Annotated in this window: 24 protein-coding genes; 14 read left to right on the forward strand and 10 right to left on the reverse strand. The window is 68.4% G+C overall.

Annotated elements, in window-relative coordinates:
* The first annotated feature begins 107 nt into the window (after window positions 1-107).
* The 6 genes from H0264_RS14160 to H0264_RS14185 all read left to right on the forward strand — a co-directional run bounded on the left by H0264_RS14160 (window position 108) and on the right by H0264_RS14185 (window position 9,698).
* Complete coding sequence (locus tag H0264_RS14160) at window positions 108-548, forward strand: QcrA and Rieske domain-containing protein (protein WP_181584380.1); 441 nt, start codon at window positions 108-110, stop codon at window positions 546-548.
* A gap of 275 nt (window positions 549-823) precedes the next feature.
* Entirely contained in the window at window positions 824-2,557 is a 1,734-nt protein-coding gene (locus H0264_RS39320; protein WP_181584381.1) for an N-acetylmuramoyl-L-alanine amidase, read from the forward strand.
* Window positions 2,558-2,929: 372 nt separating this feature from the next.
* On the forward strand, window positions 2,930-3,946 hold the full coding sequence (locus tag H0264_RS14170) for a DUF7159 family protein (RefSeq protein ID WP_181584382.1): 1,017 nt from the start codon (window positions 2,930-2,932) through the stop codon (window positions 3,944-3,946).
* 220 nt (window positions 3,947-4,166) lie between these two features.
* Window positions 4,167-5,174, forward strand: coding sequence for an AurF N-oxygenase family protein (locus tag H0264_RS14175; protein ID WP_181584383.1), 1,008 nt, complete (start codon window positions 4,167-4,169; stop codon window positions 5,172-5,174).
* Between the two features lie 18 nt (window positions 5,175-5,192).
* The gene (locus H0264_RS14180; protein ID WP_181584384.1) at window positions 5,193-6,779 is read left to right on the forward strand and encodes an FAD-dependent oxidoreductase; all 1,587 of its coding nucleotides are present in this window, start codon (window positions 5,193-5,195) and stop codon (window positions 6,777-6,779) included.
* 609 nt (window positions 6,780-7,388) lie between these two features.
* On the forward strand, window positions 7,389-9,698 hold the full coding sequence (locus tag H0264_RS14185; RefSeq protein WP_181584385.1) for a hypothetical protein: 2,310 nt from the start codon (window positions 7,389-7,391) through the stop codon (window positions 9,696-9,698).
* Between the two features lie 337 nt (window positions 9,699-10,035).
* Here the strand turns inward: H0264_RS14185 and H0264_RS14190 are convergent, their stop codons facing one another.
* The 8 genes from H0264_RS14190 to H0264_RS39325 form a co-directional block, all read right to left on the reverse strand.
* The gene (locus H0264_RS14190; RefSeq protein WP_244976183.1) at window positions 10,036-10,800 is read right to left on the reverse strand and encodes an SDR family NAD(P)-dependent oxidoreductase; all 765 of its coding nucleotides are present in this window, start codon (window positions 10,798-10,800) and stop codon (window positions 10,036-10,038) included.
* Between the two features lie 149 nt (window positions 10,801-10,949).
* The gene (locus H0264_RS14195; RefSeq protein ID WP_181584386.1) at window positions 10,950-11,600 is read right to left on the reverse strand and encodes an HAD family hydrolase; all 651 of its coding nucleotides are present in this window, start codon (window positions 11,598-11,600) and stop codon (window positions 10,950-10,952) included.
* 144 nt (window positions 11,601-11,744) lie between these two features.
* Window positions 11,745-12,473 carry a sirohydrochlorin chelatase gene (locus H0264_RS14200; RefSeq protein WP_181584387.1) on the reverse strand — a complete coding sequence of 243 codons (729 nt, stop codon included), beginning with the start codon at window positions 12,471-12,473 and terminating at the stop codon, window positions 11,745-11,747.
* Window position 12,474: 1 nt separating this feature from the next.
* A complete protein-coding gene (locus H0264_RS14205) occupies window positions 12,475-13,776 on the reverse strand; it encodes a sulfate adenylyltransferase subunit 1 (RefSeq protein ID WP_181584388.1) in 1,302 nt (433 codons plus the stop codon).
* Window positions 13,776-14,702, reverse strand: a complete 927-nt coding sequence (cysD, locus tag H0264_RS14210; protein WP_181584389.1) for a sulfate adenylyltransferase subunit CysD — start codon at window positions 14,700-14,702, stop codon at window positions 13,776-13,778. The genes H0264_RS14205 and cysD overlap by 1 nt, the downstream gene beginning before the upstream one ends.
* The gene (locus tag H0264_RS14215) at window positions 14,681-15,391 is read right to left on the reverse strand and encodes a phosphoadenylyl-sulfate reductase (RefSeq protein WP_181584390.1); all 711 of its coding nucleotides are present in this window, start codon (window positions 15,389-15,391) and stop codon (window positions 14,681-14,683) included. The genes cysD and H0264_RS14215 overlap by 22 nt, the downstream gene beginning before the upstream one ends.
* Window positions 15,392-15,406: 15 nt before the next feature.
* A complete protein-coding gene (locus H0264_RS14220; protein ID WP_231086884.1) occupies window positions 15,407-17,203 on the reverse strand; it encodes a nitrite/sulfite reductase in 1,797 nt (598 codons plus the stop codon).
* A gap of 133 nt (window positions 17,204-17,336) precedes the next feature.
* Window positions 17,337-17,429 carry an Ms4527A family Cys-rich leader peptide gene (locus H0264_RS39325; protein ID WP_354835468.1) on the reverse strand — a complete coding sequence of 31 codons (93 nt, stop codon included), beginning with the start codon at window positions 17,427-17,429 and terminating at the stop codon, window positions 17,337-17,339.
* 173 nt (window positions 17,430-17,602) lie between these two features.
* Between H0264_RS39325 and H0264_RS14225 the strand changes: the two genes are divergently transcribed.
* A complete protein-coding gene (locus H0264_RS14225; RefSeq protein WP_181584391.1) occupies window positions 17,603-18,010 on the forward strand; it encodes an SgcJ/EcaC family oxidoreductase in 408 nt (135 codons plus the stop codon).
* On the opposite strand, the gene H0264_RS14230 is transcribed toward H0264_RS14225, so the two are convergent.
* Window positions 18,004-19,272: a cytochrome P450 gene (locus tag H0264_RS14230; protein WP_181584392.1), complete on the reverse strand. Its 1,269-nt coding sequence runs from the start codon at window positions 19,270-19,272 to the stop codon at window positions 18,004-18,006. The two genes, H0264_RS14225 and H0264_RS14230, sit on opposite strands and share 7 nt — an antisense overlap.
* Window positions 19,273-19,568: 296 nt before the next feature.
* Between H0264_RS14230 and H0264_RS14235 the strand changes: the two genes are divergently transcribed.
* Window positions 19,569-19,970 (forward strand): hypothetical protein, encoded by a 402-nt coding sequence (locus H0264_RS14235; RefSeq protein WP_181584393.1) that lies wholly within the window; start codon window positions 19,569-19,571, stop codon window positions 19,968-19,970.
* Here H0264_RS14235 and H0264_RS14240 read toward each other — a convergent pair.
* Window positions 19,967-20,593 (reverse strand): DedA family protein, encoded by a 627-nt coding sequence (locus H0264_RS14240; protein ID WP_181584394.1) that lies wholly within the window; start codon window positions 20,591-20,593, stop codon window positions 19,967-19,969. The genes H0264_RS14235 and H0264_RS14240 overlap by 4 nt on opposite strands.
* A gap of 86 nt (window positions 20,594-20,679) precedes the next feature.
* On the opposite strand from H0264_RS14240, the gene hemW reads away from it, so the two are divergent.
* The 6 genes from hemW to H0264_RS14270 all read left to right on the forward strand — a co-directional run bounded on the left by hemW (window position 20,680) and on the right by H0264_RS14270 (window position 26,838).
* Window positions 20,680-21,885 carry a radical SAM family heme chaperone HemW gene (gene hemW, locus H0264_RS14245; protein ID WP_181584395.1) on the forward strand — a complete coding sequence of 402 codons (1,206 nt, stop codon included), beginning with the start codon at window positions 20,680-20,682 and terminating at the stop codon, window positions 21,883-21,885.
* 144 nt (window positions 21,886-22,029) lie between these two features.
* Window positions 22,030-23,172, forward strand: coding sequence for an epoxide hydrolase family protein (locus tag H0264_RS14250; RefSeq protein WP_181584396.1), 1,143 nt, complete (start codon window positions 22,030-22,032; stop codon window positions 23,170-23,172).
* 18 nt (window positions 23,173-23,190) lie between these two features.
* Window positions 23,191-23,769, forward strand: a complete 579-nt coding sequence (locus H0264_RS14255) for a thioredoxin family protein (RefSeq protein WP_181584397.1) — start codon at window positions 23,191-23,193, stop codon at window positions 23,767-23,769.
* Window positions 23,770-23,865: 96 nt separating this feature from the next.
* Window positions 23,866-24,906, forward strand: a complete 1,041-nt coding sequence (gene hrcA, locus H0264_RS14260; protein ID WP_181584398.1) for a heat-inducible transcriptional repressor HrcA — start codon at window positions 23,866-23,868, stop codon at window positions 24,904-24,906.
* Between the two features lie 32 nt (window positions 24,907-24,938).
* Window positions 24,939-26,093, forward strand: a complete 1,155-nt coding sequence (dnaJ, locus tag H0264_RS14265; protein WP_181584399.1) for a molecular chaperone DnaJ — start codon at window positions 24,939-24,941, stop codon at window positions 26,091-26,093.
* 4 nt (window positions 26,094-26,097) lie between these two features.
* Window positions 26,098-26,838 (forward strand): 16S rRNA (uracil(1498)-N(3))-methyltransferase, encoded by a 741-nt coding sequence (locus H0264_RS14270; RefSeq protein WP_181584400.1) that lies wholly within the window; start codon window positions 26,098-26,100, stop codon window positions 26,836-26,838.
* Window positions 26,839-26,884 lie beyond the last annotated feature (46 nt).

Genomic DNA, 26,884 nt, shown 5'->3' on the forward strand with positions numbered 1-26,884 from the left:
CATCGCGTCCGCTCTTCAGGGGGCGGTGGATGAACCCCGGACCGTCCCAACACGTCGAACTAGGTAGTGGCCGACCGCACCGGTCCGCCCGGATCCAGGAGTACCTCATGACCGCAGACATCCCCGGCCTCCGTCTCGATCGCCGCACCGCGCTGGCGGTCACCGGGGCCGCCGCCACCGCGCTCACTCTCGCCGGGTGCGACACCTACGGCGCGAACGAAGCCGCCTCGACCGCTCCCGCGGGCGCCGGTCCGGGCAAGCAGCAGCAGCCCGCCGAGCTGGCCACCACCGCCGAGGTTCCGGTGGGCGGCGGGGTCGTCAAGGGTGACACGGTGATCACCCAGCCCACGGCCGGGTCCTATCAGGCGTTCTCGAATGTGTGCACGCACCTGGGCTGCAAGGTGAACGAGCCCGCCGACGGCAAGATCGTATGCCCGTGCCACAACAGTGTTTTCGGCCTCGACGGCGCCGTGCTGAGCGGCCCGGCCGGGCGTCCGCTGGACAGCCGCGGCATTCGCGTCGAGGGCGATCGCATCTTCTCGGAGTAGACCGGGCTCCTCCCCGTGTAGCCGACACACCCCAGCCGTACGCCGTATGCCGCGCGTGTCGCCCGGTATGCGGGATTCTCGGACGAGTCGGCCCGATTCGATTTGCTCGGGTTCGTCAGTTCTTCGGTCCTGGGTAGCCGTTGGCTGCCTGACCACCCGTAACAGTTCGATCACAGAGCTTGCTAGTTGGTAACTGATGTTGCCAGAGTGAACAGCTGGGTTTGGTGTTACTAGTGGGAAGGGAGGGGCGCTCCTCCCGCGAGCGCCGTCCGCTTATGAAGCCGAGCAATATCAAGGCCGGCATCTACACCGCCGTCACGGCCGCGGCACTCTCGACGGTGACCGGACTCATCCCGGCCACCGCGATCGCTGCACCCGCACTCCCGGACATGCCTCAGAAACTCCAGGGCAAGACCGTCTTCCTGGACCCCGGACATCAGGGGCCCAACCACAATGTCGATGTCGCCAAGCAGGTCAGCGACGGCCGCGGCGGCAGCAAGGCGTGCCAGACCACCGGCATGACCACCGTGCACGGCATCCCCGAGCACACCGTCAACTGGAATGTCGCGCAATTGGTCCGCACCTCGCTGGAGGGACTCGGCGCCAAGGTCGTGCTCTCCCGGCCCGACGACACCGGCTGGGGTGGCTGCATCGACGAACGCGCCCGCGCCGCCAATGAATCCGGAGCCGACGTGGCGCTCAGCATCCACGCCGACAGCGCGCCCGCCGAGCAGCGCGGCTTCCACCTGATCGTGCCGCAGCTGCCCATCCCCGACGCCAAGGCGCACGAGGTGCAGTCCGGCGCCGGACTGACCGCCAGCCGCGCCATGCGAGACGCCTACGTGCAGGCCGGTTTTCCGGCCGCCACCTACAACAATGCCGTCGACGGCATCCAGACCCGCACCGACGTGGCGGGCCCCGCGCTGACCCAGGTCCCGGACATCTTCCTGGAGATGGGCAATGGCGCGAACGCCGAGGACGCACAGCAGCTCGAAACGCCCGAGGGGCAGTTGCGGCACGCGGTCACCATCACCACCGGGCTGGTGTCCTACCTGCTCGGGCTCCAGGTGCCCCCGTCGGAGACCGACGCACAGGCCGCCGCGCCGGGACAGCCCGGTGCCGAATCCGAAAAGGCCGCAACGGCTCCCGGTGCTCCGGCAGCTCCGGCGCCGCAGCCGAATGCGCAGCCGCAGGCCAACGGTCAGGCGCCGGCTCCGGCCGGTGACCAGGCCACGCCGCAGGCTCAGGTCGAGGGTGCTGGTCAGCCGCAGGCGGCACAGCCGCAGGCGCAGGCCCCGGCTGTTCCGGCCGCGCCACAGCCGCAGGCCGCGCAGCCTCAGCCGCAGCAGGCGGAGGTCCAGGCGCAGCAAGCCCAGCCGGGCGCGCCCCAGGCCGCCCAGCCGCAACCACAGGCGCAGCAGCCGGCCCCGGCGTTGGATGCGCGGTTCCCGCAGCCGCAGGGTTCGGGAGCTCCGGAGGCTCAGTTCCCGCAACCGCAGGCGCAGCCCGGCGGCCAGCCGGGTGCGCAGCCGCAGGCCGCGCAGCCGGTGGTTCCCGCGCAGGGTCCGGCCAAGGAGCCGAACGTGGGCAATGCCGTGCTGGCCTTCCCCTCGCTCTCGGACATCAGGCCGGTCTCGGATCCGGTGGAGCCGCAGACCAATCCGGGTGCGGCCCAGCCGAATGCGGGTGCTGCGATACCCAACGCCGGTGCCGCACAACCTAATACGGCCGGCTCGCCCAATGCCGGTGCGGCACAGCAGAATCCGGCAGTAGCGCCGCAGGCGAACCAGGGTCCGAAGGGTAACCCCGGTGCGCAGTCCCCGTCGACGACCGACACCAATCCCAAGAGCGAGAACGCGGACCTGCAGTCCATGGGCACGCTCGTGCAGTTGGCGGTGAAGTTCTTGAACCCGTTGGCCAAGATGCTCACCGGTCAGAACGGTGTGGCCGCGGATCTGGTCAACCTGGCTTACAGCGTCGTCTCCGTTCTCATGAGTTCGGCGAAGTAAGTTCGCTCGTCGAATCGCCCCCATTCCGGTCGTCGGAATGGGGGCGATTCGCATTCTCGGCCGGTATCCGCGCCATTCCGAATTGTCCGGAATCTGGCCGCTTTTCGAACTCCACGGCCCCACAGGCAACCTGCGACCCAATGACAACGGACCAGTCTTTTGGGTTATCTCGGGCAAACATGTCGCGACCGCGACGGGCGGTCGCATGTCCGCCCCTGTGGCGCTGGACAGCCGGGCTGTCGGGCCGGAGAGGCGCACGAGCGGACAACCGGGTGTCCGGTGCTTGGCAAGCATCCGGCGCAGGAGTTGCATTTATTGCGGGTCGGGTCAGGGTGGCTGGCGCAAAACGGCTCGTCGATCGAGGTGGATGAGATGGCGTTCGGTGTGGGCTTGAGTATCGGCACGGTCAATACGGTGTGCGCGACAGCGGCCGATCGATCCGGGAAGAATCCGCAGGGCAAGCGCGGAGCTCCACCCACAACCTGGCGCACCACACTCACCTTCGACAGTTCGGGGACGGCACGCGTCGGGCGCATACCCCGGCACGGGCGCGTCATCACCGAGTTCGCCGATCTGTCCCAGCGTGGGGGACCGGTCGCGCGGGTCGGTCACCGGGCGCTGTCCTCCGCGGATCTCGTTGCGACCGTGGCCGACAGCGTGATCAAGGAGGTGCTGGGGAAGGCTCCGGCGGGGCTCGATGGGGACACCGGAATAGTGGTGACCCACCCGGCCGGGTACTCCGTGAATCTGGTGACCGACCTGCGCACCGCGCTCGCCGGCGTCGGCCTGGGCGAGGCCGAGTTGATGGCCGAACCCATTGCCGCCGCCACCTGGCTCGAAAACCAGCGCGGCCCGCTCATGCCGGGCCTGGCCGTCATCTACGACCTCGGCGGCTCCGGCCTCGACGTCACCCTCGTCCGGGTGGGCGCGGGCGCGCCGAGCAACCCCATCGTCGGATTGCCGTTGCACTCCGCCGAATTCGGCGGCCGCGCCTTCGGCGCCCTGGTCGCGAAGAAGCTGCGTCGCGGTCCGGACGCCCCGGTCATCTCCCGCGTCATGTCCGATTCCGATACGGGGGAGCTACGTGCCGAGCACATCCGGCAATCCCTCGACCTCGTCTACGAATCCCTGCGCATCGCCGACGTCACCATGGCCGATGTGGACCGGGTGCTCGTGGTCGGGGGCGCGGCTCGCCCGCCGGAAGTGGCCGAGGTGCTGTCCAAGCAATTGGCCCGCCCGGTCATAGTCGCCCCCGACCCGGAACGCACCATCGCTGACGGCGCCGCCATCGCCGCGCGCCGCGCGGTCCTGGCCCACGACTCCTCCGGCCACCGCCATCACGTCCTCACCGGTCTCTTCCGCCGAGTGACCCGCGTCGCCGCGCTGTAGAAAGGTCGGCTCGTGCGCGGCCCCGCTAGCTCTCGGGGTTCGGGGGCGAAGCCCCTGAGAGCCCTCCCGAGAGTGGGGTCTCGGTTACCGGCCGGTTTGCCGGGATTCATGCCTCGTTCGGTGCTGACACGTGCAAGCATCTTGCTAGCACTTGTTGACGTAACTCCAGTTTGGTGTAACCATGAGGAACAGATACACGCCTACTGGAGAGGTGACGACGATGTCTCCGACCGTGACGCCCGTTGACGACCCCGTTGTCGCCGAGGCTCAGGAATACGCGAACAAGCTGCTCCTTCTGTCGGAAGGCTCGGTGAACCGGAGCTTCGACCCCTTCGAGGACATCGACTGGGAGAACCCGGACTTCGACGCCAACACCAAGCCCGAGCGCTGGATCCTGCCCGCCTCCGCCGACCCGCTGGGCCGCCACCCCTGGTATCAGGCCCTGAGCGACGAGCAGAAGATCGCCATCGGCAAGTACCGCCAGGCCAATGTCGCCAAGGTCGGCCTGCAGTTCGAGTCGATCCTGATCTCCGGCATGGTCAACCACACCTTCTCGCTGCCCAACGGTGACCCGGAATTCCGGTACTGCACGCACGAGATGTCCGAAGAGCTCAACCACACCCTGATGTTCCAGGAGATGGTGAACCGCATCGGCGCGGACGTCCCAGGCATGGGCCCGATCGTGCGCCAGCTGCGCCACCTCGGCGTGCCCGTCGCGGTCGCGTTCCCCAACCTGTTCTTCATGGCCGTGCTCGCCGGCGAGGAGCCGATCGACCACATTCAGAAGGACATCCTGCGCTCGGGCGAGGAAGTGCACCCGATCATGCGCGGCGTCATGAGCATTCACGTCGCCGAGGAAGCGCGGCACATCTCCTTCGCGCACGAGTTCCTCAAGCACCACGTGCCCGAGCAGGGCGCCCCGCAGCGCTTCGTGCTCTCCATCGCCATGCCGATCGTCATGTTCATCCTGGGCCGGTCCATCGCGACCCCGCCCAAGAAGTTCTTCGCCGAGTTCGACATTCCCGAGAAGGTCCGCAAGGAACTGTTCTACGGGTCCAAGGAAGCCAAGCAGGTCTTCAGCGACTACTTCATCGACGTGCGGGCCCTGGCCCAGGAGATCGGCCTGATGAACCCGGTCTCCAAGCGCGTGTGGAAGCTGCTCGGCATCGATGGCCCCGCCTCGCGTTACCGTTCCGAGCCGATCCGCGGCGCTCACCCGGCCGCCTGAACCGAGGGGATTCGTACAGTGCCGTACGTTGTCACCCAGTCGTGCTGCAGTGACGCCTCCTGCGTCTACGCCTGCCCGGTCAACTGCATCCATCCCACGCCGGACGAGCCCGATTTCCGGACCGCGGAGATGCTGTACGTCGACCCGCAGGCCTGCGTGGACTGCGGCGCCTGCGCCACCGCCTGCCCGGTCGACGCCATCGTGTCATCGAAGAAGCTGACCGACGAGCAGAAGCCGTTCATCGAGATCAATGCCGACTTCTACCGGCACGAGCGGCCGCGGCCGCTGCTGGCGCGGCCGATCCCGGCGGCGGAGGTCAAGCCCGGGCGGGAGCCGCTGCGGGTGGCGATCGTGGGCTCCGGTCCGTCGGCCATGTACGCGGCCGACGAATTGCTCACGCAGCCGGGCGTTTCCGTGACGGTGTTCGATCGGCTGAGCACTCCGTACGGCCTCGCGCGGTTCGGCGTCGCGCCGGATCACACAAAGACGCGGCAGGTTTCGAAGCTGTTCGATGTGATCTCGGCGCAGCCCGGATTCGGCTCGTATCTGAATGTGGCTGTCGGCGAGCATGTTTCGCATGACGAACTGCTGGCGCACCATCACGCGGTGATCTACGCGGTGGGCGCGTCCGCCGATCGCAAGCTGGGCGTCGCGGGGGAGGGGCTGCCGGGCAGCGTCTCCGCCACCGAGTTCGTGGCCTGGTACAACGGGCATCCCGATCAGGCGGGCCGGTACTTCGACCTGTCGCAGCAGCGGGCCGTGATCGTGGGCAACGGCAATGTGGCCCTGGATGTGGCGCGCATTCTGACCACCGATCCGGAACTGCTCGCGGGCACCGACATCGCGCCCCGGGCGCTGGCGGCCCTGCGGCGCAGCAAAATCGAGGAGGTGGTGATCCTGGGCCGGCGCGGTCCGGCCGAATCCGCCTTCACCGTGCCGGAATTCGTCGGGCTGCTGGGCTCGGATGTGGATATCGTCGTCGACGGCGAGATTCCGGAGCCGAGCGGTGAACTGCCGCAGTCGGTGGAGCAGAAGCTGAAGCTGCTGCGCGGGCTGGCCGATCGGCCCACCGGCGGGCGCAAGCGGATCGTGTTCCGATACCTGTCCGCGCCGACCGCGATCACGGGCGTGGATCGGGTGACCGGTGTCGAGGTGGCGCGCAATGAGCTCGTGGCCGATGCCGACGGTGTGGTGCGGGCGGTGGCGACCGGTGCGGTCGAAACCCTGGAGACCGGTTTGGTTCTCACCTCGGTGGGATACCGCGGCACCGCGCTGCCGGGGCTGCCCTTCGACGAGCAGGCCGGGATCATTCCGAACCTGGATGGCCGGGTGCTCGAAACCGCGGGTGGTGCCGTGGTATCCGGGACCTATGTCACCGGGTGGATCAAGCGGGGACCGACCGGTTTTATCGGCACCAACAAGTCCTGCGCTCAGCAGACGGTGCGGCAGCTGGTGGACGACTTCAATGCCGGACGCCTGGTCGAACCCGCCGGTGACACACGCGATTTCGACCGACTGGTCGGTGAGCGTCAGCCGCATGCCGTGCGCGGTGGAGCGGTCAACAAGCCGCGACGTGGCCTGAAACTGCTGGTGCGCAGTCGATAACACGCAAAACGAACAAACCGCCGCATGCGAACCGGTTCGCATGCGGCGGTTGCGTTTTCGGGGCGGGCGTACAGGTATCCGACAGCGGGTCGGCTGCGAATCCGTTAGGCGCCCGACGCTCGTGTGTGGGTTGCGTAGAGCGCGGTGTAATGCCGCGCGGGCATGATGCGACTTCCCCTGTGTGGAAGTTGAATTCGGTGTCGCTCGGAGCTGAACGGTTATCCCGATGCGGGAAATCGTGGGTAGCTACCGACTGGCGACTGTAATCGACTGCGGCGTACGGACGTTGCGGTTTTCTTTTCCGGACACTTCTCGCATACCGGTTGGTATTTATAAGCCGTTCGCTGCGGTGTAGCCACGCGAGCGCATTCACTCATGTGTCTTGGCGTCCAGTTGGATTCGATCTTGCTGTCGCGGTTGCCTGACCAGTGGATTCGCTACCTTCGCTACTGGACGCGAAATCTTTTCTCTTAATTCGATATTCATGTCCGGCATGAGCCAGTTAACCTGAACGCGCTGTTTGGTAAACGACCGCGACCACAAGGTTGTGAAGCCGCGAGGCCGTGGTCACGGTGCGTTGACGGGATAGCGATGACACTTGGCTTTGGTATGAGCATCGGCACAGTGAACTCCGTGTGGGCCACGACCTCCGGTGATCGGACCCGGCCGGGCGTGCGCGTGCGCCGCACCGCAGTCACCTTCGACAGCGCGGGCGGGCCGCGCATCGGCGGCATCCCCCGCTTCGCGCCCGTGGTCACCGACTTCGCCGACCTCACCGCCGACCCCGACCCGGTCGTCATCAATGGGCGCATCTGGTCGCCCGCGGATCTGGTCGCCGCCGTGGTGAACGGGCTCATCGCCGCCAACGCACCCGAGGCGCCGGCCGTAACCACCTATCCCGCTTGCTATTCCGACAAGCACGTGACGCGACTGCGGCGGGCGCTGGACTGGTCCGGGGCGGCCGACGTGCTGCTCATGCCGGAACCGGTGGCGGCGGTGGAATGGCTCGACAACGAATACGGCATCTCCGAGAACGGGCTCACCCTCGTCTACGACCTCGGCGGCAACAGTCTCGACATCGCCGTGGTGCGCACCGAGGCCGACCGCGACGAACGCGGCATTCTCGGCAAGTCCGAACGCTCCCACGAGTACGGCGGCCGGCCGCTCGGCACGCTGCTGGCCCGCTACGCCCGCAGTCTCGCACCCGGCGCGCCGCAGCCGGTCTCGGCCGTGGTCCCGGCCTCCGACACGAATCGCTTGCGCTGCTGGCATATTCGCAACTCGCTACGGCTCGTCCGGGCCTGCGTCCACCGCACCGGCCTCGAGCTGGCGGATATCGACCGCGTCCTGCTCATCGGCGGCGCGGCGCGCCCCGCCGAGGTGGCGCGCGTGCTGTCCGACCTCGGCCGCCCCGTCGTCATGTCCCCCGATCCGGCGCACACCGCCGCCGTCGGCGCGGCCATCGCCGCCTACCGCAGCATCGACACCGGCTCCGCCATCGGCCGCTACGCCCCGCGCGCCGCCGTATTCTCCGGCGCCGCAGTGGCTTCCGCGCTCGCCATGTCCGCCGCCACCGTGCTCGGCGGCCCCACCGGCGTCCCGCCCGGCCTGCAGGCGGCCCCCGTCCCCAACCCGAGCGTCGGCCCCGGCGACGTCCTCGTCTTCGACGACGTCTCGGCCCCCGGCGGCCGCACCCACGCCATCACCAATGCCGCGGTCACCTCCCGCACCTACGGCCCCTACGCCCCCGGCACCGCCCCCGCCTTCTCCGGTGGCGGCAAGCAGTCCACCCGTTACGAGGGCCCGGGCGGCCGCTGCGAACCACGCAGCGCCACAACCACTTACGCCAACCCCGCCGACTTCATCAACCCGATCCCCTTCAGCAGCTCCTCCTCACTGAGCATCCCGCTGAACTTCGGCACCTTCCCCGGCGGCCTCCCCGGCATGAGCCTCCCCGGCGGTCTCCCCAACATCCCGGGCGCGCCCAGTCAGCCCGCTCAACCCGGCACCGAGACCCCCGGCACCGAAACTCCGGGCGGCACACCGGTTTCCGGTGAGCTCCCCGGCACCCCCGGCGCTCCGGCCACCGATCCGGGCACCGCTCCCGCGCCCGGCACCACCCCCGAACCCGGAACCACCCCCGAACCCGGCACCGCCACCGGCGATCCCGCCACGGGCGGCACAACAGGCGGCACGACCACCGGCGGAACCACCGGTGACGGAACGACTTCGGGCGGCACCGTCGGCACCGACCCGGGCACCGTGGACCCGGCGGCAGGTGGAACCACCGGTGGCGGAACAACTTCCGGGGACCCGACCGGCGGCACCACTTCGGGTGGCACCACCGGCGGCACCACAACCGGCGGCACCACCGGTGGAACCACTGGTGGCGGTACGACTTCCGGCGGTACTACCGGCGATGATACCTCGGGCGGCTCGACCTCGGGCGGCACCTCCGGAGGCGACACCAGCGGCGGCTCGACCACGGGTGGCAGCACCACCGGCGGCAGCACATCGGGTGGTGGCACCACCTCGGGTGGTTCTACCTCCGGCGGCTCGACGTCGGGCGGCTCGACGTCCGGTGGAAGCACCAGCGGCGGTTCAACTTCCGGCGGCTCGACCGGCGGAGGTTCCACCTCGGGCGGCTCCACCTCCGGCGGATCCCGCAGCGGCGGTTCCACTTCGGGCGGCGGCACCAGCGGCGGCTCGACTTCGGGTGGCGGCACTTCCTCTCGCGGCGGTTCGGGCGGCATGGGCGGCTCGGGTACCGGCGGCAGCGGTGGTTCCACGTCGGGCGGTATGGGCGGAAGCGGCAATTCGGGCGGTGGCGCATCGGGTGGCGGCTCCGGTGGCGGTTCGGGCGGCTCGGGTGGCTCCGGCGGGGGTGGCGGCGGAGGCGGGGGAGGCGGCTCGCGCTGATCCATGCGGGAAACCCCAGATCGACCGGCGGGCTGCTCGACTCCCGCATTGCGGCAACCAGACCAGGCGGAGGGCCGATCATCTCTCCGCATCGGAACAACCCCAGACCAGGCGGTGGGGGCAATCGTCCTCCCGCATCCGACACGATATGGCCGAGCGGAGGGCCACTGCGGCCCCCGCGCTGAAGCGGCCCGGTGAGGTGGAGGGTCCACCACCTCACCGGCGTCGGCCGCGGCCGGCTCACCTCGCGTATCCAGTGCCCAGCGCGGGGTGGGTTCGGTCGCTGCCATGAGCTGGGACCGGATTTCCCGCCGATGAGGGGCGGGGAGTTCGGGGCTCAGCGGGCGGTGAAGCCGCCGTCGGCGGCCAGAGCGGCGCCGGTGATGAAGCTGGCCTCGTCACTGAGGAGGTAGGCGCAGAAGGCCGCCACCTCTTCGGGTTTGGCGATGCGGCCCATGGGATGGAGGGCGGCGATGGCCGCTTCGCCCTCGGGCGTCGCGCCCATGGAGTTGCGGAAGGCGGGGGTGTCCACCGCGCCGGAAACCAGCGCATTGACGCGAATGGACTGTTCGGCGTTCTCCAGCGCCACCGCCTTGGTGAGGCCGACGACGCCGTGCTTGGCGGCCGTGTACGGGGCCACCGACGCCATGCCGACCATACCCAGGTTGGAGGCATTGTTGAGGATCGCGCCGCCGCCGGAGGCCAGCATGGCTGGAACCTGTTGGCGCAGACCGTAATACACGGCAGTGAGATTCAGCTCGAGGTCCGCGCGCCAGCCCGACTCGTCGATGTCCTGCACCGGGCCGAAGGCATTGACCGCGCCCGCATTGTTGAAAGCCACGTCCAGACGGCCGAATTCGTCGACGGCCGCACTGGTCAGCCGCGCCACATCCGCTTCGACCGTGACATCGGTGGGCACGAACACGGCCCGCCCGCCGGCGGCGCGAATCTCCTCGGCCATCCGGTCACCGGCCTCCTTGCCGCGTGCGCCCAGCACCACCGCGCCACCCTCGGCGGCGATCCGCCGCGCCACCGCCGCACCGATTCCCGACGTGGCACCGGTGATCACGGCGACCTTCGACTCGAAACGAGAAACCATCATGACTGCACTCCCTGGTCGATTTCGTTGACATGTCATATTCAACGCCGTCGGCAGAGTGGAGTCTGGCGGAAATCCGCCCTCGCATTCGATGCGTCAAGCACCCGTAAAACATTGCGGCCGAGCGCGATTCAGCGCCACACCGGCGAACCTCAGGCCGGAGCCAGCAGTTCGGGCAGCTCGTGCAGGCTGTTCACCACGGTCGCGTACCAGGCCGCCTCCGGCATCTCCGCGCTCAGATACCCCCACGGCCCCCGCCGAATCAGCACCGGCATCATCCCCGCCTCCTGCACCGGCAGCACATCATTGTCGACCCGATCCCCGACGTAGCAGATCTCCCCGGCCGAAACCCCCACCACCTCGGCCACTTTGGCGAAGAACGCCGGATCCGGCTTCTCCAGCCCCCACTCGGCGGAGGTGTACACCGCATCCACCGGCAACTCCATCCGCTCCAGTGCCGCCTTCGCCTGCGGCGGCTGATTCCCGGCAATGACCACCGTCAACCCCCGCCGCCGCAACTCCGCCAACGCCCCCCGCACATCCGGATACAGATCGTCCCCATCGAAGTTGTTCCGCAACGACTCCGGCTCCTCCGCAGCCCAAGCCGCCTCCTCGACCGCCCAATCCACCCCCGGCCGCACCATCCCGAACACATCGGTCACCGGCCGCCCGGTGGCCGCCATCCCCCCGATCACCCCCATGAACGCGAACCGCGGCACCCCCAGCCGATCCGCCCACCGACTCCAAATCCGCGTCTCGTCGACCAACGTCTCACCCACATCGAACACCACAGCCCGGATCATCAGCCCAGCGTACGATTCCGCGCCTCGGCCGCGACCGCCAGCACGCCCGTAGCCGGTGTGCCAGTTGTGTTCGCTCTGGCCTACGTTGCCGTTCTGATCATTCTGACAGTGGTCTGACCAGAATCGGCTATCGGACGTTCCGGATCAGGCCGAAAGCCGGAGCGGAGCGGTAAGCGCAGCGTGGTAGCGGTCCCGGATGATGTCGGTGAGGGCGGCGTGCGGGCCGATGACGTCGGCGTGCGTCAGGTTCGGGGTGGCCGCCAGGAGACGGTCGGTGAGCAGGCCCGGGGCGAGGAACCAGGGGGCCACGATGATTTCTTCGGCGCCGTGTGCGCGCAGCCGGGTCGCCGCCTCCAGGACGGTGGGTTCGGCTGTGGCGAAGCAGATTTCGGTGGGCAGGCCGGTGAGGGTCGCGAGCTCGCGCGCCACCTGCGCGGTGCGCGCGTTCGCCGCGGCCGAGGAGGAGCCGACCGCCGCCACCGCGATGCCTACTCGGCTGCAGTCAAACAGCTTGTCCTGCACGCGATCTCGCAGGGCCGCGATGAGGCGCGGGTCGGGGCCGAGGACGTCCGCCTGGGTGAGGTGCAGGCGCGGGTGCCGGGCGCTCGACTGGGCGAGCAGGCCGGGGAGGTCCACTCGGGCGTGAAAGGCGCTGCCCAGCAGCAGGGGAACCACGATCGCGTGGGAATGGCCGTCCGCCGCAACGGCATCGATGACCTGCTCCACAGACGGCGTACTCAGGTCCAGGAAGGCCAGGCGGACATCGGTATTCGGGTGGGTGGCGGCGACCTGCTCCACCACCGCGTGCATGGTCGCCGCCGACCGGGGATCGCGGCTGCCGTGGGCAACCGCGATCAACGGCGGCGTACTCATCTCAGACTCCGGCTTCCGTGCCGACCTCGACGGCCGTGAGGGCGTCGCCGACCAGGCCGGCGGCGAGGGTGTTGCCGCCCGCGGGGTCGATGAGGAGGAAGGAGCCGGTGTGGCGGTTGACGCTGTAGTCGTCGGCCACGATGGGGTCGGCGACCCGCACCGAGATGCGGCCGATGTCGTTGAGGGACAGCGACTCCGGGTTGGGGTCGGCGGCCAGGTGCTGTTCGTCGAAGCGCTCCAGGAGGCCGCCGACGATCGCCTGGGTGGTGCGGGTGCCGTGCTTGAGGAGCAGTCGGGCACCGGGGCGCAGCGGCTTGTCGCCGAGCCAGCAGACGGTGGCGTCGAAGGCGTCGATGGGCTCGGGGGCGTCACCGACGGCGGTGATGACATCGCCGCGGGAGACGTCGACATCGTCGGCCAGGATGAGGGTGACGCTGCGGCCCGGCTGGGCGGCGGCGATCTCACCATTGGGGGTGTCGATGCGCTCGATGGTGGTGCGGGTGCCGGACGGCAGCACCACGACCTCGTCGCCCTTGGTGACCACACCGGCCGCGACCTGGCCCGCGTAGCCGCGGTAGTCCGGGTATTCGGCGGTGCGCGGGCGGATCACGTACTGCACGGGGAAGCGCAGCCCGACCTCGTGGCGGCCGTGCGCGTCCGCGTCCACCGGCACCGATTCCAGGTGCTCGATGAGCGACGGGCCGGTGTAGTACGGGGTCTTGTCCGAGCGCGAGGCCACATTGTCGCCGTGCAGCGCGGAGACCGGAATCTCCTGCACGTCCTCGGGCGCCCAGCCGAGTTTGGCTGTGAGCACGGCGAATTCGGTGCGGATCTCGTTGAACACAGCGGCCGGATCATCCACGAGGTCGATCTTGTTGACCGCGAGCACCAGCTTCGGCACACCCAGCAGCGCCATGACGGCGGCGTGGCGGCGGGTCTGCTCGATGACACCCTTGCGGGCGTCCACGAGCAGGATCACCAGCTGCGCGGTGGACGCGCCGGACACCGTGTTACGGGTGTACTGCACGTGCCCCGGAGTATCGGCGAGCACGAAAGACCGCTTGGGCGTGGCGAAGTAGCGGTACGCCACATCGATGGTGATGCCCTGCTCGCGCTCGGCGCGCAGGCCGTCCACGAGCAGCGACAGGTCCGGCGTGGACAGACCCTTGTCGACCGAGGCGCGCGTGACGGCGTCGATCTGGTCCGCCAGAACGGATTTCGTGTCGTACAGAAGCCGTCCGACCAAGGTGGACTTGCCGTCGTCGACCGATCCGGCGGTGGCTAGTCGGAGTAGGTCGGACATCAGAAGTAGCCCTCTCGCTTACGGTCTTCCATGGCGGCCTCGGAGACGCGGTCGTCTCCACGGGTGGCGCCACGTTCGGTCAAACGCGATGCGGCGACCTCGGCGAGGATCGCCTCGTTGTCGGCCGCATCGGAAATGATTGCGCCGGTGGTGGATCCGTCGCCGACGGTGCGATAGCGCACCGACTTCACCAGCAGCTCTTCGCCTTCGGCGGGGCCGCCCCAGGTGCCGGGGGTCATCCACATGCCGTCGCGCTGGTAGACCGGGCGCTCGTGGGCGTAGTAGATGCTGGCCAGCTCGACGTTCTCCCGCGCGATGTAGCGCCAGATGTCCAGCTCGGTCCAGTTGGAGATCGGGAACACGCGCACATGCTCGCCCGGCGCGTGCCGGCCGTTGTACAGGTTCCACAGTTCCGGCCGCTGCCGCTTGGGATCCCAGCGCCCGAACGCGTCACGCAGCGAGAAGATTCGCTCCTTGGCCCGCGAACGCTCCTCGTCGCGACGGCCGCCGCCGAAGACCGCGTCGAAGCGGTTCTCATTGATGGCGTCCAGCAGCGGCACGGTCTGCAGCGGGTTGCGGATGCCGTCCGGCCGCTCCTGCAGCCGCCCGTCGGCGAGGTACTCCTCGACGGAGGCGACATGCAGGCGCAGGCCGTACTTCTCGACCACGTGATCGCGGAACGCGAGCACCTCGGGCAGGTTGTGCCCGGTGTCCACGTGCAGCAGCGTGAACGGCAGCGGCGCGGGCCAGAAAGCCTTGAGCGCCAAGTGCAGCAGCACCGTGGAGTCCTTGCCGCCGGAGAAGAGGATCACCGGCCGCTCGAACTCGCCCGCCACCTCACGGAAGATATGGATGGACTCAGACTCGAGCGCGGCCAGAGTGTCGAATTCTGTCTCTGTAGATGTCATGACGCGTGCAACCCGCATTCGGTCTTGGCGAGCCCGGCCCAGCGGCCGGATCGCGGATCGGATCCCGGTTCCGGCTTCCGCGTGCACGGAGCGCAACCGATGGACGGATATCCCTCCTCGACAAGGGGATTGACGAGAATGCCGTTCGCCTCGATGTAGGCGGCCATCTCGTCGTCGGACCAGGCGGCGATCGGATTGATCTTCACCAGGCCGAAGCCCTCGTCGTAGGAAATCAGGGGGGCGTTGGCGCGGGTCGGCGCCTCCACGCGGCGGATGCCGGTCACCCAGGCGTTGTAGCCGGTGAGCGACTTCTTCAGCGGCACCACCTTGCGCAGCCGGCAGCATTCGGCGGCGTCGCGGGCGAACAGATCCTTGCCGAGCAGCTGATCCTGTTCGGCCACAGTGTTTTCCGGCGTCACATTGACGATGTTCACGCCGTACACCAGCTCGACCGCGTCACGCGTGCCGATGGTCTCGGCGAAGTGGTAGCCGGTGTCCAGGAACAGCACGTCCACCCCGGGCCGCACCTGCGCGGCCAGCTGGACCAGCACCGCGTCCTGCATGTTCGAGGCGACGATGTAGTTGGAGCCGAAGGTGTCCTCGGTCCACTGCAGCAGCTCCTGCGCGGTGGCGTTCGGCCCGAGTTCGGCCGCGCCCTTCTCCGCGATGGCCCGCAGCTCGGATTCGGCGAGTTTCGTTGTGGTCATTGCATCTACTCCCAACTACCGCAGATCTGCCTCATCGGCGCGGACAGCCCACTGCGCGAATCGCTCGCCACCGTCACGGTTCTTCACGAAATTGCGCACCACGCGCTCGATGTAATCGCCGACCTCTTCGCCGGTCACCTTGTGCTGGCGCAGCTTTCGTCCGAAACCGGAGTCGAGCCCGAGGCTGCCACCGAGGTGAACCTGGAAGCCCTCGATCTGATTCCCGTCACCGTCGTCGACCAGCTGACCCTTGAAGCCGATATCGGCGATCTGGGACCGGCCGCACGAGTTCGGGCAGCCGTTGATATTGATGGTGATCGGCACATCGAGGTCGGCGTTGATGTCCGCGAGCCGCTGCTCCAGCTCGGGAGCCAGCGCCTGCGACCGCTTGCGGGTCTCGGTGAACGACAGCTTGCAGAACTCGATGCCACTGCAGGCGAGGAGGTTTCGCCGCCAGTGCGAGGGTCGCGCGTGCAGGCCCAGCGGGTGCAGCGCGTCGATGAGCTCCTCGACCTTGTCGTCGGCCACATCGAGCACTATGAGCTTCTGGTAGGGCGTGAACCGGATCCGATCCGAGCCGATGGCCTCCACCGCGTCCGCGACCTGCTGCAGGATGGTGCCCGACACGCGACCGGCGATGGGGGAGAACCCGACCGCGTTCAGCCCGTTGCGCAGCTTCTGCACACCGATGTGATCGATGGGGCGGGAAGGCTTTTCGGGCGCGGGGCCGTCGATGAGCTTGCGCTTCAGGTACTCCGTCTCGAGCACCTCGCGGAACTTCTCGATGCCCCAGTCCTTGACCAGGAACTTGATGCGGGCCTTGGTGCGCAGCCGCCGGTAGCCGTAGTCGCGGTACAGCGACACGATGGCTTCCCACACATCCGGCACCTCGTCCAGCGGCACCCATGCGCCGAGTCGCTGGGCGAGCATCGGATTGGTGGACAGGCCGCCGCCGACCCAGACGTCGAGGCCCGGACCGTGTTCGGGGTGCTCGACGCCGATGAACGCGACGTCGTTGATCTCGTGCACCACGTCCTGCTGACCGGAGATGGCGGTCTTGAACTTGCGCGGCAGGTTCGAGTACTTCTTGTCGCCGATGTAGCGCTTGACGATCTCGTCGATGGCCGAGGTCGGATCCAGCACCTCGCCGAAAGACTCACCGGCCAAAGGGGATCCGAGCACCACGCGCGGGCAGTCGCCGCACGCCTCGGTGGTCTGCAAGCCGACCTCTTCGAGTCGCCGCCAGATCTCCGGCACGTTCTCGATCTCGATCCAGTGGTACTGCACGTTCTCGCGGTCCGAGAGATCGGCGGTGTCGCGGCCGAATTCGGTGGAGATCTGGCCGAGGGTGCGCAGCTGCCGCACATTCAGCGCGCCGGCGTCGCACCGCACCCGCATCATGAAGTACTTGGCCTCGAGAATGTCGATGTTCTCGTCGCCGGTCCAGGTGCCGTCGTAGCCCTGCTCACGCTGGGTGTAGAGACCCCACCAGCGCATGCGGCCGCGCAGGTCGCTCTTGTCGATGGAGTCGAAACCCTGCTTGGAGTAGATGTTCTCGATGCGCGCGCGCACATTGAGCGGGTTGTCGTCCTTCTTGGACTGTTCGTTGGCGTTCAGCGGCTCGCGGTAGCCGAGCGCCCACTGTCCCTCCGACTTGCGCCGCACCGGCTTGCCGGTGCGTTCACGCGGGGCGACGGGCGCCTCCGAGCGAGGACGGTCCGGCCGCACGCGCCGCTCAGCCACGGGCCGTTCGGGCCGTGCGGGGCGGGGGTTTTCGGAACTTGTGGGACCGGCGTCGGTGCTCGACGTCATGGGGGTCGCTCCTGAAGGTCTTGCGGGCAGGCGGGAGGGGCTGGCTCTCGCCTCCGATATCTCAGCTATTTCAGCGAACCGGGCTGCCGCGGCGTCGGGATGGACGCCGGATCCGGGAAGAGTGGGAGCTGATCTACCGGAGACTTCCGGGCAGACAGCTCGCGCTGCAGACGCGCTTGAAGTCGACATGGCGTCGCGCCACGAGTCGTACTCCAAGTCCAGTCATGAAGGTTATTGTGCCACGTCAAAGGGGTCGTTCCGACCGCCCGACGATATTTTCCGCGCTTTCCCGGGAAATCCCCTGCATAGGCGACCCGGTTTGTGGCGGATGTCATAGATCAGCGCCGATCTCCGTTGGACAGTTGACCTATACAACGGTTCGGGTTTCAAGATAGCCACATGACAACTGCAGACATCGACACCGCCGCTGAAATCGAGGCCCTGCACGCCGTGGTCGCCACGGTCGAGAAGGCCCAGCGCGCCGAGGACGCCGACGCCTTCCTCGCCCAGTTCCACCCCGACGCCATCTGGACCACCGGCGGCGGCAAGTTCCTCGACGGCCTGGCCGAGATCTCCGAATTCACCCGCAAGGTGATGCCGGGCGCCACCAAGGACGGCTACGCCACCTACACGCCGTTCTTCGTGCGCTTCATCCGTCCCGATGTGGCCGCGGTGAAGGTGCGCCAGCAGTACTTCAACCACGCGGGCGAACTGCAGTCCGAGGGCTCACCGCTGTACGGCATGACCAAGGAGAACGGCCGCTGGCTGCTCACCTTCTGCCAGAACACCCCCGTCGTCGATCACTGACCGAGGATCAGTGACAGCTCCTTCATCCCGCGCAGGATGAAACTGGGCTCGAATTCGACCTCGAAGCCGGGCGCGCATGTGACCGTGGTGAAGCGGCGTGCCAACTCGGCCAGGGCGATCCGCGCCTCCAGGCGGCCCAGCGGAGCGCCCAGACAGACGTGAATGCCGTACCCGAATGCCAAGTGCAACTTGGCATTCGGGCGGGTCGGATCGAATGCGTCCGGCGCGCCGAAGAGTTGCTCGTCGCGATTGGCGGAACCGAACACCAGCACCACCCGCGCCCCCGCCGGAATGGTCTGCCCGCCCAATTCCGTCTCCGCCCTGGTGATCCGGAACATGCTCTGCACCGGCGTGACGAACCGCAATCCCTCCTCGACAACCGCGCCCGCCCGCCCCTCCGGATCCTCCCGCAACCACTCCCACCAGTGCGGAGCCAGCGCCAGCTGATGCAGCACCCCCGACAGCAGCGTCGTGGTGGTCTCGTTCCCCGCCACCAGCAACTGGTGGATGATCCCCAAACACGCTGCCGTACTGAGCGGTTCATCCTCGGACTCGGCACTCGGCGCGGCCACCAGCCCACTCAGCAGATCGTCCCGCGCCTTCGCTCGCCGCGCATCCAGCTCCCCCGCGAAGTACCGCTGAAACTCCAGCAGCGCCCGCGCCTGCTCCAACCGCCCCGCGTCATCCAGCTCCGCGCCCACCGATGCCGTGAACTGATCCGACCACCGCTTGAAATCATCGATCCGCTCCGCGGGCACATTCAGCACATGCGCGATCACCCGCAGCGGCAGCGGATTCGCGAACTCGCGCACGAATTCCACCGGTGCTCCCGCGTTCAATCCATCGGTCACGTCTCGCGCGATCTCCCGAATCTCCGGCTCCAGCCGCGCCACCAGCCGAGTGGTGAACGCCCGAGCCACCATCCGCCGGTAGTAGTGATGCCGCGGCGGATCCGCCGTCAACAGCGTCGACACCACCGGCCATCCCTGTGCCGCAATGGCAGCCACCTCCGCCGCAATCGATTCCGGCGCCGGCAACTGCGGCGACCCGAACGCCGACGAATACACCCCCGGATTCCCCAGCGCCTCCGTCACCAGCTCCCGCGACGTCACGAACCACATCCCCCGGCTCGCCACATAGTGCACCGGCGCCTCCGCCCGCAAGGCCCGATGCCACGGGTAAGGGCACTGCAATGTCCCCGGATCCAGCGGATCGAAGTCCGCGACGGAGGAGAACCCGGCAGAAGGTGATGACGCGGTCACGGCCGCCTCCTGAAACTGGTCGAGCCATCGAGCTCGGCCCCGAGCCCGGACCGTTCTCAGTCTAGTGACGTGCGGCACACCGCGACCGGGAGATTTCGCGCCACTGCATGCGAGCGGCCGCGCCATCCCCGCCACGGCGCGGCCACCGCCCGGCGAACAGTAATGCCCGGAACGCGCCGCGGACTTGCCCTGAAGAGGGCTAACTCTTTCCGGGGTGCATCCGAGTGTGATGTGCCGGGTTCGGGTGCTCGGTAGGCTGTCCCGTGCGTCCGCTCAGGCGGATGGAAAGGGACGCAATGAGTTTCGAACAGGTGGAGACGGTGCTGCTGCATCGGGACCGGGCAACACCGCGCTGGCTGGTCATCGGCACCGACAACGGCCGTCCGGTGATGCGGGTGCGGGAGATGGACGGCACCTATGCGGAAGTGACCCGGGGGCAGCGGCATCGGCTCGAGCAGGCCTTCGCGGTGGCCGACAGTCATGGCGCGACAATGGCTTCGCAGCTGAAAAGTCAAGCGGCGCTGGATATTCTCGGCACACTCGAGGACGCCGAGGATGCGGCCGCGCCGGAACCGGCGGCGTGGGAGGTGCGGTTCCACGAGGAGGCGCAGTTCATGTTCTTCGAATCGGCGCGGCGCACACGGCTCGTCGGGCTCCCGGCACCCGAGAGTGATCCCGCGCACAGGGAACAGCCCTAGGGTGTTTCCACGGTCGCCGCGCCGGCGCGGCGATGCTGCCGCCACTTCCAGATGGCCAGGCCCGCGATGGCGAGCACGGGGATGACGATCACCAGGTCGGAGTCGATCCGCCGGGCGATGACCGTAAAGGATTGACCCACCAGGTATCCGGCCATGACGAGAACTGATCCCCACACGACGGCGCCGGCCGCGCTGGCGAGCAGGAAGCGCCGGAAAGGCATGGGGGACATGCCCACCAGCTGCGGAAGCATGGTGCGGAAGAAGGCGCTGAAGCGGCCGAACAGGATCGCCCAGCTGCCGTGGCGGTCCAGAAACTGTCCGGCGCGGTCGAACTGGGTGCGGTAGCGGGTCAGGATCGACCACTCCAGGACCCGCTCGCCGTAATGGCGGCCCAGCGCGTAGCCGACGCACGCGCCGATCACGGCCGCGATGATCACCAGCGGCAGCGTCACCGCCAACCCGAGATGGCCCTGACTCGCCGCCACCCCGGCCAGAATCGCGCCGGTGTCACCGGGCACCAGCAGGCCGAGCACCATCGCCTCCTCGGCGAACACCAGCAGACCGACCACGGAATAGGTCCACAGCGCCGGAATGTCCAGTAGTCGCTGCATCAGCGAGTCCATGCGCCGACGCTATCGGCCGGATCGCCACAACCTGCGACGACACCCCAGGGGACGGTGTGACCCGCGCGACCCGTCAGACTGGTGGGATGACCTCGACCGCTGCCCAGGCCACCGCAGACCAGCCCGCGCTGGCGCTGCGTGATTTCGGCGGCGGGCCGTTCGGGATCTACATTCACGTGCCGTTCTGTGCGACGCGGTGCGGGTACTGCGATTTCAATACGTATACGGCGGGGGAGCTGGGGAGTTCGTCGTCGCCGCAGTCGTGGTTCGAGGCGTTGCGGGGGGAATTGGCGACGGCGGCACGGGAATTCGAGGCGTTGCCGTCGGAGACGCCGAAGGTGGAGACCATTTTCGTGGGTGGCGGTACGCCGTCGCTGCTCGGCGGGGACGGGCTCGCGGATGTGCTCGATGCCGTGCGGGCCAACTTCACGCTGGCCGAGGGGGCCGAGGTGACGACGGAATCGAATCCGGAATCGACCTCGCCCGCGTTCTTCGAGCGATTGCGCGAGGCCGGGTATACGCGGATCTCGCTCGGCATGCAGTCGGCCGCCGCGCATGTGCTGAAGATTCTGGATCGGACGCATACGCCGGGGCGGGCGGTCGCGGCCGCCCGGGAGGCGCGGGCCGCCGGGTTCGAGCACGTGAATCTGGATTTGATCTACGGCACGCCGGGGGAGACCGACGCCGATCTCGATGCCAGCCTGGACGCGGTGCTGTCGGCCGGGGTCGACCATGTGTCGGCGTACTCGCTGATCGTCGAGGACGGGACCGCGCTCGCCCGGCGGGTGCGGCGCGGGGAGTTGCCCGCACCCGACGGTGACGTGCTCGCCGATCGCTACGAGCGCATCGACACGCGGCTCCGCGCGGCCGGACTGGACTGGTACGAGGTGTCCAACTGGGCCGCGAACGATGCCGCCCGCTGCCGTCACAACCTCGGCTACTGGGACGGCGGCGACTGGCTCGGCGCGGGGCCGGGTGCGCACAGCCATGTCGGCGGCGTGCGCTGGTGGAACGTGAAACACCCTGCGCGCTACGCGGATCGAGTCATCGCGGGCGGCCTGCCCGCGGCCGGCTGGGAGCTGCTCACCGACGAGGAGCGCTACACCGAACGCGTCATGCTCACCGTGCGCCTGCGCACCGGCCTGCCTCTCGGCGACCTCGATGCCGACGGCCGCGCCGCCGCCGACCGCGTCATCGCCGACGGATTGGCCGAGCGCACCGGCGATCTGCTGATCCTCACCGACCGCGGCCGCCTGCTGGCCGACGCTGTGGTGCGCACCCTGCTCACCTGACGGCGTCGCGGCCCGCCTGACCTGCCATCAAGGACAGACAGCTCGAATCGGGCACGGTCCGCGCGCACCCGGACTAGGCTGCGGATATCCAGGCCGTGCGAGTCGCTGGTCCGCCGATCGGCGCTCCGATCGCGAGGTTTTCGCATGATCGACTCCGATATCGTCCCGTTCCGCGTCGAGATTCCCGAGCGCGAACTCACCGACCTACGCCGCAGGCTCGCCGAAACCCGGTGGCCCGCTCAGATTCCCGGCGTCGGCTGGGATCGCGGGGTGCCGCTCGACTATCTGAAGGATCTCGCGGCCCACTGGAAGCAGCGGTTCGACTGGCGGCTGTGGGAGAAGCGGCTCAATGAGTATCCGCAGTTCCTCACCGAAATCGACGGGGCCAGAGTGCATTTCCTGCACGTGCGATCCCCGCACCCGGAGGCCATGCCGCTGCTCATGCTGCACGGCTGGCCCGGTTCGGTGCTCGAATTCCTGGAGGTCATCGAACCGCTCATCGATCCCGACGATCCGGCCGACGCCTTCGACCTGGTCATCCCGTCCCATCCGAACTTCGGATTCTCCGGTCCCGCACCGGATTCCGGCTGGGATTCCGCGCGCACCGCCCGCGCCTACGCCGAGCTCATGCGCCGTCTCGGCTACCCGCGCTATGCCGCCCAGGGCGGCGATTTCGGTGCGACCATCGCACCCGACCTGGGCCGGCTGGACCCCGACCACGTGCTCGCCGTGCACGTGAACGCCGCCACCTTCGGCTTCATGCCTTTCGGCGCGGTGCCCGATGATGTGGCCGCCACCATGACCGACCTGGAACGCGAACGCCTGGTCAGCATCGAACGGTTCATGGCCGAGGGCAGCGGCTACTTCCGCATCCAGGGCACCCGCCCGCACACCCTCGGCTTCGCCCTCGCCGACTCGCCCGCGGGCCAATTGGCGTGGATCGCCGAGAAATTCCAGGAGTGGACCGGAAAACCCGGCCTCCCCGAGGATTCCGTGGACCGCGACCACATGCTCGCCGACATCTCCGTCTACTGGTTCACCAATACCGCCGGCTCCTCGGCCCAGATGTACTACGAGAGCCTGCACACCGGGAACTATCCGACGCGCTCCCGAACCCCCACGGCCGTCGCCAATTTCGCCGGTGACATCGCCATCCGCCGCTTCGCCGAACAGGTCAACACCATCGTGCGCTGGACCGACTACGACGTCGGCGGCCACTTCGCCGCCATGGAAGCCCCCGCCACCCTGGTCGCCGACATTCGCGCCTTCTTCCGCGACCTGCGCTGACCGGGGGAGAATGGGCGCATGGCGCTCGAATCGCTCATGGTCCAGCTCGGTACGCCCGCACCGGATTTCACGCTCCCGTCGCTCACCGGCGAGGCGGTGTCCCTCGACAATTTCCAGAGCGAACCGGCCCTGCTGGTGGCGTTCCTCTCGAACCACTGTCCGTATGTGCGGCGCATCGAGCAGGCCCTGGGCGCGCTCACCGCGGAGTTGCACGCGCGCGGCCTGGCCACGGTCGCCATCAGCAGCAACGACGTACGCAACTACCCGGACGACGATGCCGAACACCTGCGTGAGCAGGTACTCAGGGCCGGATTCACCTTCCCGTACCTGATCGACGAGTCGCAGGACGTGGCCCGCGCGTATCACGCCGCCTGCACTCCCGACCTGTTCCTCTACGACGCCGACCGGAAACTGGCCTACCGCGGCGAGTTCGACGCGGCCCGCCCGCGCAACGAGATCCCCTCCGATGGCGCGTCCCTGCGCCGGGCCGTCGAACTGGTTCTGGCAAACCAACCGGTCCCCGAACCGCACACTCCCAGCATCGGCTGCGGCCTGAAGTGGAAGCCTGGAACTGAACCGCGTTCTACCATCCTGTGACCCGCTGAGCAGCGCGAGCGCACCGGCCACGGCACGTGCGCGGGTGATTTGCTCAACGGCAATTAAACTGGAATCCGGTGAACGGAGGTGGGTCCCATGTCGACTACGGAGCAACGACGGCTCGAGGTCCTGCGCGCAATTGTCGCGGACTACATCTCGACCAAGGAGCCGATCGGATCCAAGACACTGGTGGAACGCCACAATCTGGGCGTTTCCAGTGCGACGGTCCGCAATGACATGGCGGTGCTGGAGGCCGAGGGCTACATCACCCAGCCGCACACCAGCTCCGGCCGCATCCCCACCGACAAGGGCTACCGGCAGTTCGTCGACCACATCTCCGATGTGAAGCCGCTGTCGAACGCCGAGCGCCGGGCCATCATGGAATTCCTGGAGAGCGGCGTCGATCTCGACGATGTACTGCGCCGCGGCGTGCGACTGCTGGCCCAGCTGACCAGGCAGGTCGCCATGGTGCAGTACCCGACGGTGTCGGCCTCCACGGTCCGGCACATCGAGGTCGTCGCGTTGAACCCCGCGCGGCTGCTGCTCGTGGTGATCACCGACACCGGCCGCGTCGATCAGCGCCTGGTCGATCTGGGCAATGTCGTCGGCGAGGACGATCTGGCCGCCCTGCGCGGCATGCTCGGCAAGGCCATGGAGGGCAAGCGGCTCGCCAATGCCTCGGCCTCGGTGGCCGAACTGCCCGAGCACTCACCCGCGCGACTGCGGGACGTACTCATCCGGGTGTCGACGGTGCTCGTGGAGACCCTCGTCGAACATCCCGAGGAGCGGCTCGTGCTGGGCGGCACGGCGAACCTCACCCGCAACGCCTCGGACTTCCCCGGCAACGGCTTCCCCGGCTCGCTGCGCACGGTGCTGGAGGCGCTCGAAGAGCAGGTGATCGTGCTGAAGCTGCTGGCAGCAGCCCAGCAGCCGGGTACGGTGACCGTGCAGATCGGTGAGGAAACCAAGCTGGAGCAAATGCGTGGCACGGCGGTGGTGTCCACCGGATACGGGATGCCCGGTACCGTTCTCGGTGGCATGGGGGTACTCGGACCGACGCGCATGGACTACCCGGGCACGATCGCCTCGGTAGCGGCCGTCGCCCGGTACATCGGTGAGGTGCTCGCCGAACGGTGAGCAAGCAGACGAAACAGGACTAGAGAGCGCAAGTGGCACGGGACTATTACGCACTGCTCGGCGTCGCACGCAACGCGACCGACCAGGAGATCAAGCGCGCCTATCGCAAGCTGGCGCGTGAACTGCATCCCGACGTCAACCCGGATCCGGCGGCACAGGAGAAATTCCGGGAGGTGTCGACCGCCTACGAGGTGCTGACCGATCCCGAGAAGCGCCGCATCGTCGATCTGGGCGGTGACCCGATGGAATCGGCCGGCGGCATGGGCGGCGGCTTCTCCGGGGCCGGCTTCGGCGGCCTCGGTGACGTCTTCGAAGCCTTCTTCGGCGGCATGAGCGGCGGCGGCAGCCAGCGCAAGCCGCGCGGTCGCGTGCAGCCCGGCGCGGACTCGCTCATCCGCACGCGACTGTCGTTGCAGGAGTGCGCGGTCGGCGTCACCAAGCATCTGACCGTCGACACCGCCATCCTCTGCGACCTCTGCCAGGGCGCGGGCACCAATGGCAACTCCAAGCCGGTGCGCTGCGAAACCTGTGGCGGCGCAGGCGAAGTGCAGACCGTGCAGCGGTCCTTCCTCGGCCAGGTCATGACCTCGCGGCCGTGCCCCACCTGCCGTGGCGCGGGCGAGACCATTCCGGACCCCTGCCGCAAGTGCGGTGGCGACGGCCGCGTGCGTTCGCGCCGCGAGATCGCCGCGCCGATTCCGGCGGGCGTGGCCAGCGGCATGCGGGTGCGCCTGGCCGCGCAGGGTGAGGTCGGCCCCGGCGGCGGTCCCGCCGGCGACCTCTACGTGGAGATCGTGGAGCAGCCGCACGACACCTTCGTGCGCGACGGCGACGACCTGCACTGCACCATTCGCGTCCCGATGATCGATGCGGCCCTGGGCGCGACGGTCGTCATCGACACGATCCTGGACGGCCCGGTCGAGTTGAACATTCCGGCCGGCACCCAGCCCGGTGAAGCCTCGGTCCTGCGCGGCCACGGCATGCCGAAGCTGCGGGCCAGCACGCGCGGCGACCTCATCGCGCACCTGGACATCGTCATCCCGACCAAGCTGGACAGCAAGCAGACCGACCTGCTGCGCAAGTACAAGGGCCTGCGGCCCAACGAGCGCACCGAGGTCATGACGGCCCAGTCCGAGCACAACTCCGGACTGTTCGCCCGCCTGCGCGCCTCCTTCAGCGGACGCTGATCCCTTGGCCGCCACCGTCTTCTACCTCGACGAGGTTCCCGAACCGGGTGCGACCGCGGTCCTCGACGGCCCCGAGGGGCGGCACGCCGCGACCGTGCGCCGCATCCGCGTCGGCGAGCCCATCACGCTCTCCGACGGGCACGGGGTGCTCGCCGAGTCGGAAGTGGTTGCGGCCCAGAAGGATCGGCTGGAACTGAAGGTTCTGAACCGGCGCATCGCCGACCCCGCCACCCCGCAGGTGACGGTGGTGCAGGCGCTGCCCAAGTCCGACCGCTCCGAACTCGCGGTCGAACTCATGACCGAGGCGGGCGCCGACGCCATCGTCCCGTGGCAGGCGTCGCGCTGCGTCTCCAACTGGGAAGCCAAGGCGCGCAAGGGTGTCGAGAAATGGCGGGCCGCCGCCAAGCAGGCCGCCCGCCAATCCCGCCGCGCCTACATCCCCGACGTCGCCGAATTGCACACCACCCGTGAGCTTCTCGACCTCGTCCGCACCGCCAAGGCCAATGGCGCGATCGTGGCGGCCCTGCACGAATCCGGCGCGGGCCGTTTCACCGAACTGCCCTTCACCGGCGTGCGGGAAGTGGTGCTGATCGTCGGACCCGAAGGCGGGCTTGACGATTCGGAGGTGGATGCCCTGGCGGATGCGGGTGCGGACATCGTCTTGCTCGGCCCCACGGTGCTGCGCACCTCGACCGCCGCCGCGGTCGCCCTGGGCGCGCTGGGGGCATTGACCCCGCGCTGGTAGCGAGTCCAGCGCGTCGGTCATCGCGGCTGGTGAGCCACCCGCCTTC

The organism is Nocardia huaxiensis (assembly GCF_013744875.1).
GTDB lineage: Bacteria > Actinomycetota > Actinomycetes > Mycobacteriales > Mycobacteriaceae > Nocardia > Nocardia huaxiensis.

What these genes read in the sequence shown, in the direction of transcription:
- H0264_RS14160 (WP_181584380.1), top strand. Translation starts at nt 108, where the DNA reads ATGACCGCAGACATCCCCGGCCTCCGTCTCGATCGCCGCACCGCGCTG.
- H0264_RS39320 (WP_181584381.1), top strand. Translation starts at nt 824, where the DNA reads ATGAAGCCGAGCAATATCAAGGCCGGCATCTACACCGCCGTCACGGCC.
- H0264_RS14170 (WP_181584382.1), top strand. Translation starts at nt 2,930, where the DNA reads ATGGCGTTCGGTGTGGGCTTGAGTATCGGCACGGTCAATACGGTGTGC.
- H0264_RS14175 (WP_181584383.1), top strand. Translation starts at nt 4,167, where the DNA reads ATGTCTCCGACCGTGACGCCCGTTGACGACCCCGTTGTCGCCGAGGCT.
- H0264_RS14185 (WP_181584385.1), top strand. Translation starts at nt 7,389, where the DNA reads ATGAGCATCGGCACAGTGAACTCCGTGTGGGCCACGACCTCCGGTGAT.
- H0264_RS14190 (WP_244976183.1), bottom strand. Translation starts at nt 10,800, where the DNA reads ATGATGGTTTCTCGTTTCGAGTCGAAGGTCGCCGTGATCACCGGTGCC.
- H0264_RS14195 (WP_181584386.1), bottom strand. Translation starts at nt 11,600, where the DNA reads ATGATCCGGGCTGTGGTGTTCGATGTGGGTGAGACGTTGGTCGACGAG.
- H0264_RS14200 (WP_181584387.1), bottom strand. Translation starts at nt 12,473, where the DNA reads ATGAGTACGCCGCCGTTGATCGCGGTTGCCCACGGCAGCCGCGATCCC.
- H0264_RS14205 (WP_181584388.1), bottom strand. Translation starts at nt 13,776, where the DNA reads ATGTCCGACCTACTCCGACTAGCCACCGCCGGATCGGTCGACGACGGC.
- cysD (WP_181584389.1), bottom strand. Translation starts at nt 14,702, where the DNA reads ATGCGGGTTGCACGCGTCATGACATCTACAGAGACAGAATTCGACACT.
- H0264_RS14215 (WP_181584390.1), bottom strand. Translation starts at nt 15,391, where the DNA reads ATGACCACAACGAAACTCGCCGAATCCGAGCTGCGGGCCATCGCGGAG.
- H0264_RS14220 (WP_231086884.1), bottom strand. Translation starts at nt 17,203, where the DNA reads ATGACGTCGAGCACCGACGCCGGTCCCACAAGTTCCGAAAACCCCCGC.
- H0264_RS39325 (WP_354835468.1), bottom strand. Translation starts at nt 17,429, where the DNA reads ATGACTGGACTTGGAGTACGACTCGTGGCGCGACGCCATGTCGACTTC.
- H0264_RS14225 (WP_181584391.1), top strand. Translation starts at nt 17,603, where the DNA reads ATGACAACTGCAGACATCGACACCGCCGCTGAAATCGAGGCCCTGCAC.
- H0264_RS14235 (WP_181584393.1), top strand. Translation starts at nt 19,569, where the DNA reads ATGAGTTTCGAACAGGTGGAGACGGTGCTGCTGCATCGGGACCGGGCA.
- H0264_RS14240 (WP_181584394.1), bottom strand. Translation starts at nt 20,593, where the DNA reads ATGGACTCGCTGATGCAGCGACTACTGGACATTCCGGCGCTGTGGACC.
- hemW (WP_181584395.1), top strand. Translation starts at nt 20,680, where the DNA reads ATGACCTCGACCGCTGCCCAGGCCACCGCAGACCAGCCCGCGCTGGCG.
- H0264_RS14250 (WP_181584396.1), top strand. Translation starts at nt 22,030, where the DNA reads ATGATCGACTCCGATATCGTCCCGTTCCGCGTCGAGATTCCCGAGCGC.
- H0264_RS14255 (WP_181584397.1), top strand. Translation starts at nt 23,191, where the DNA reads ATGGCGCTCGAATCGCTCATGGTCCAGCTCGGTACGCCCGCACCGGAT.
- hrcA (WP_181584398.1), top strand. Translation starts at nt 23,866, where the DNA reads ATGTCGACTACGGAGCAACGACGGCTCGAGGTCCTGCGCGCAATTGTC.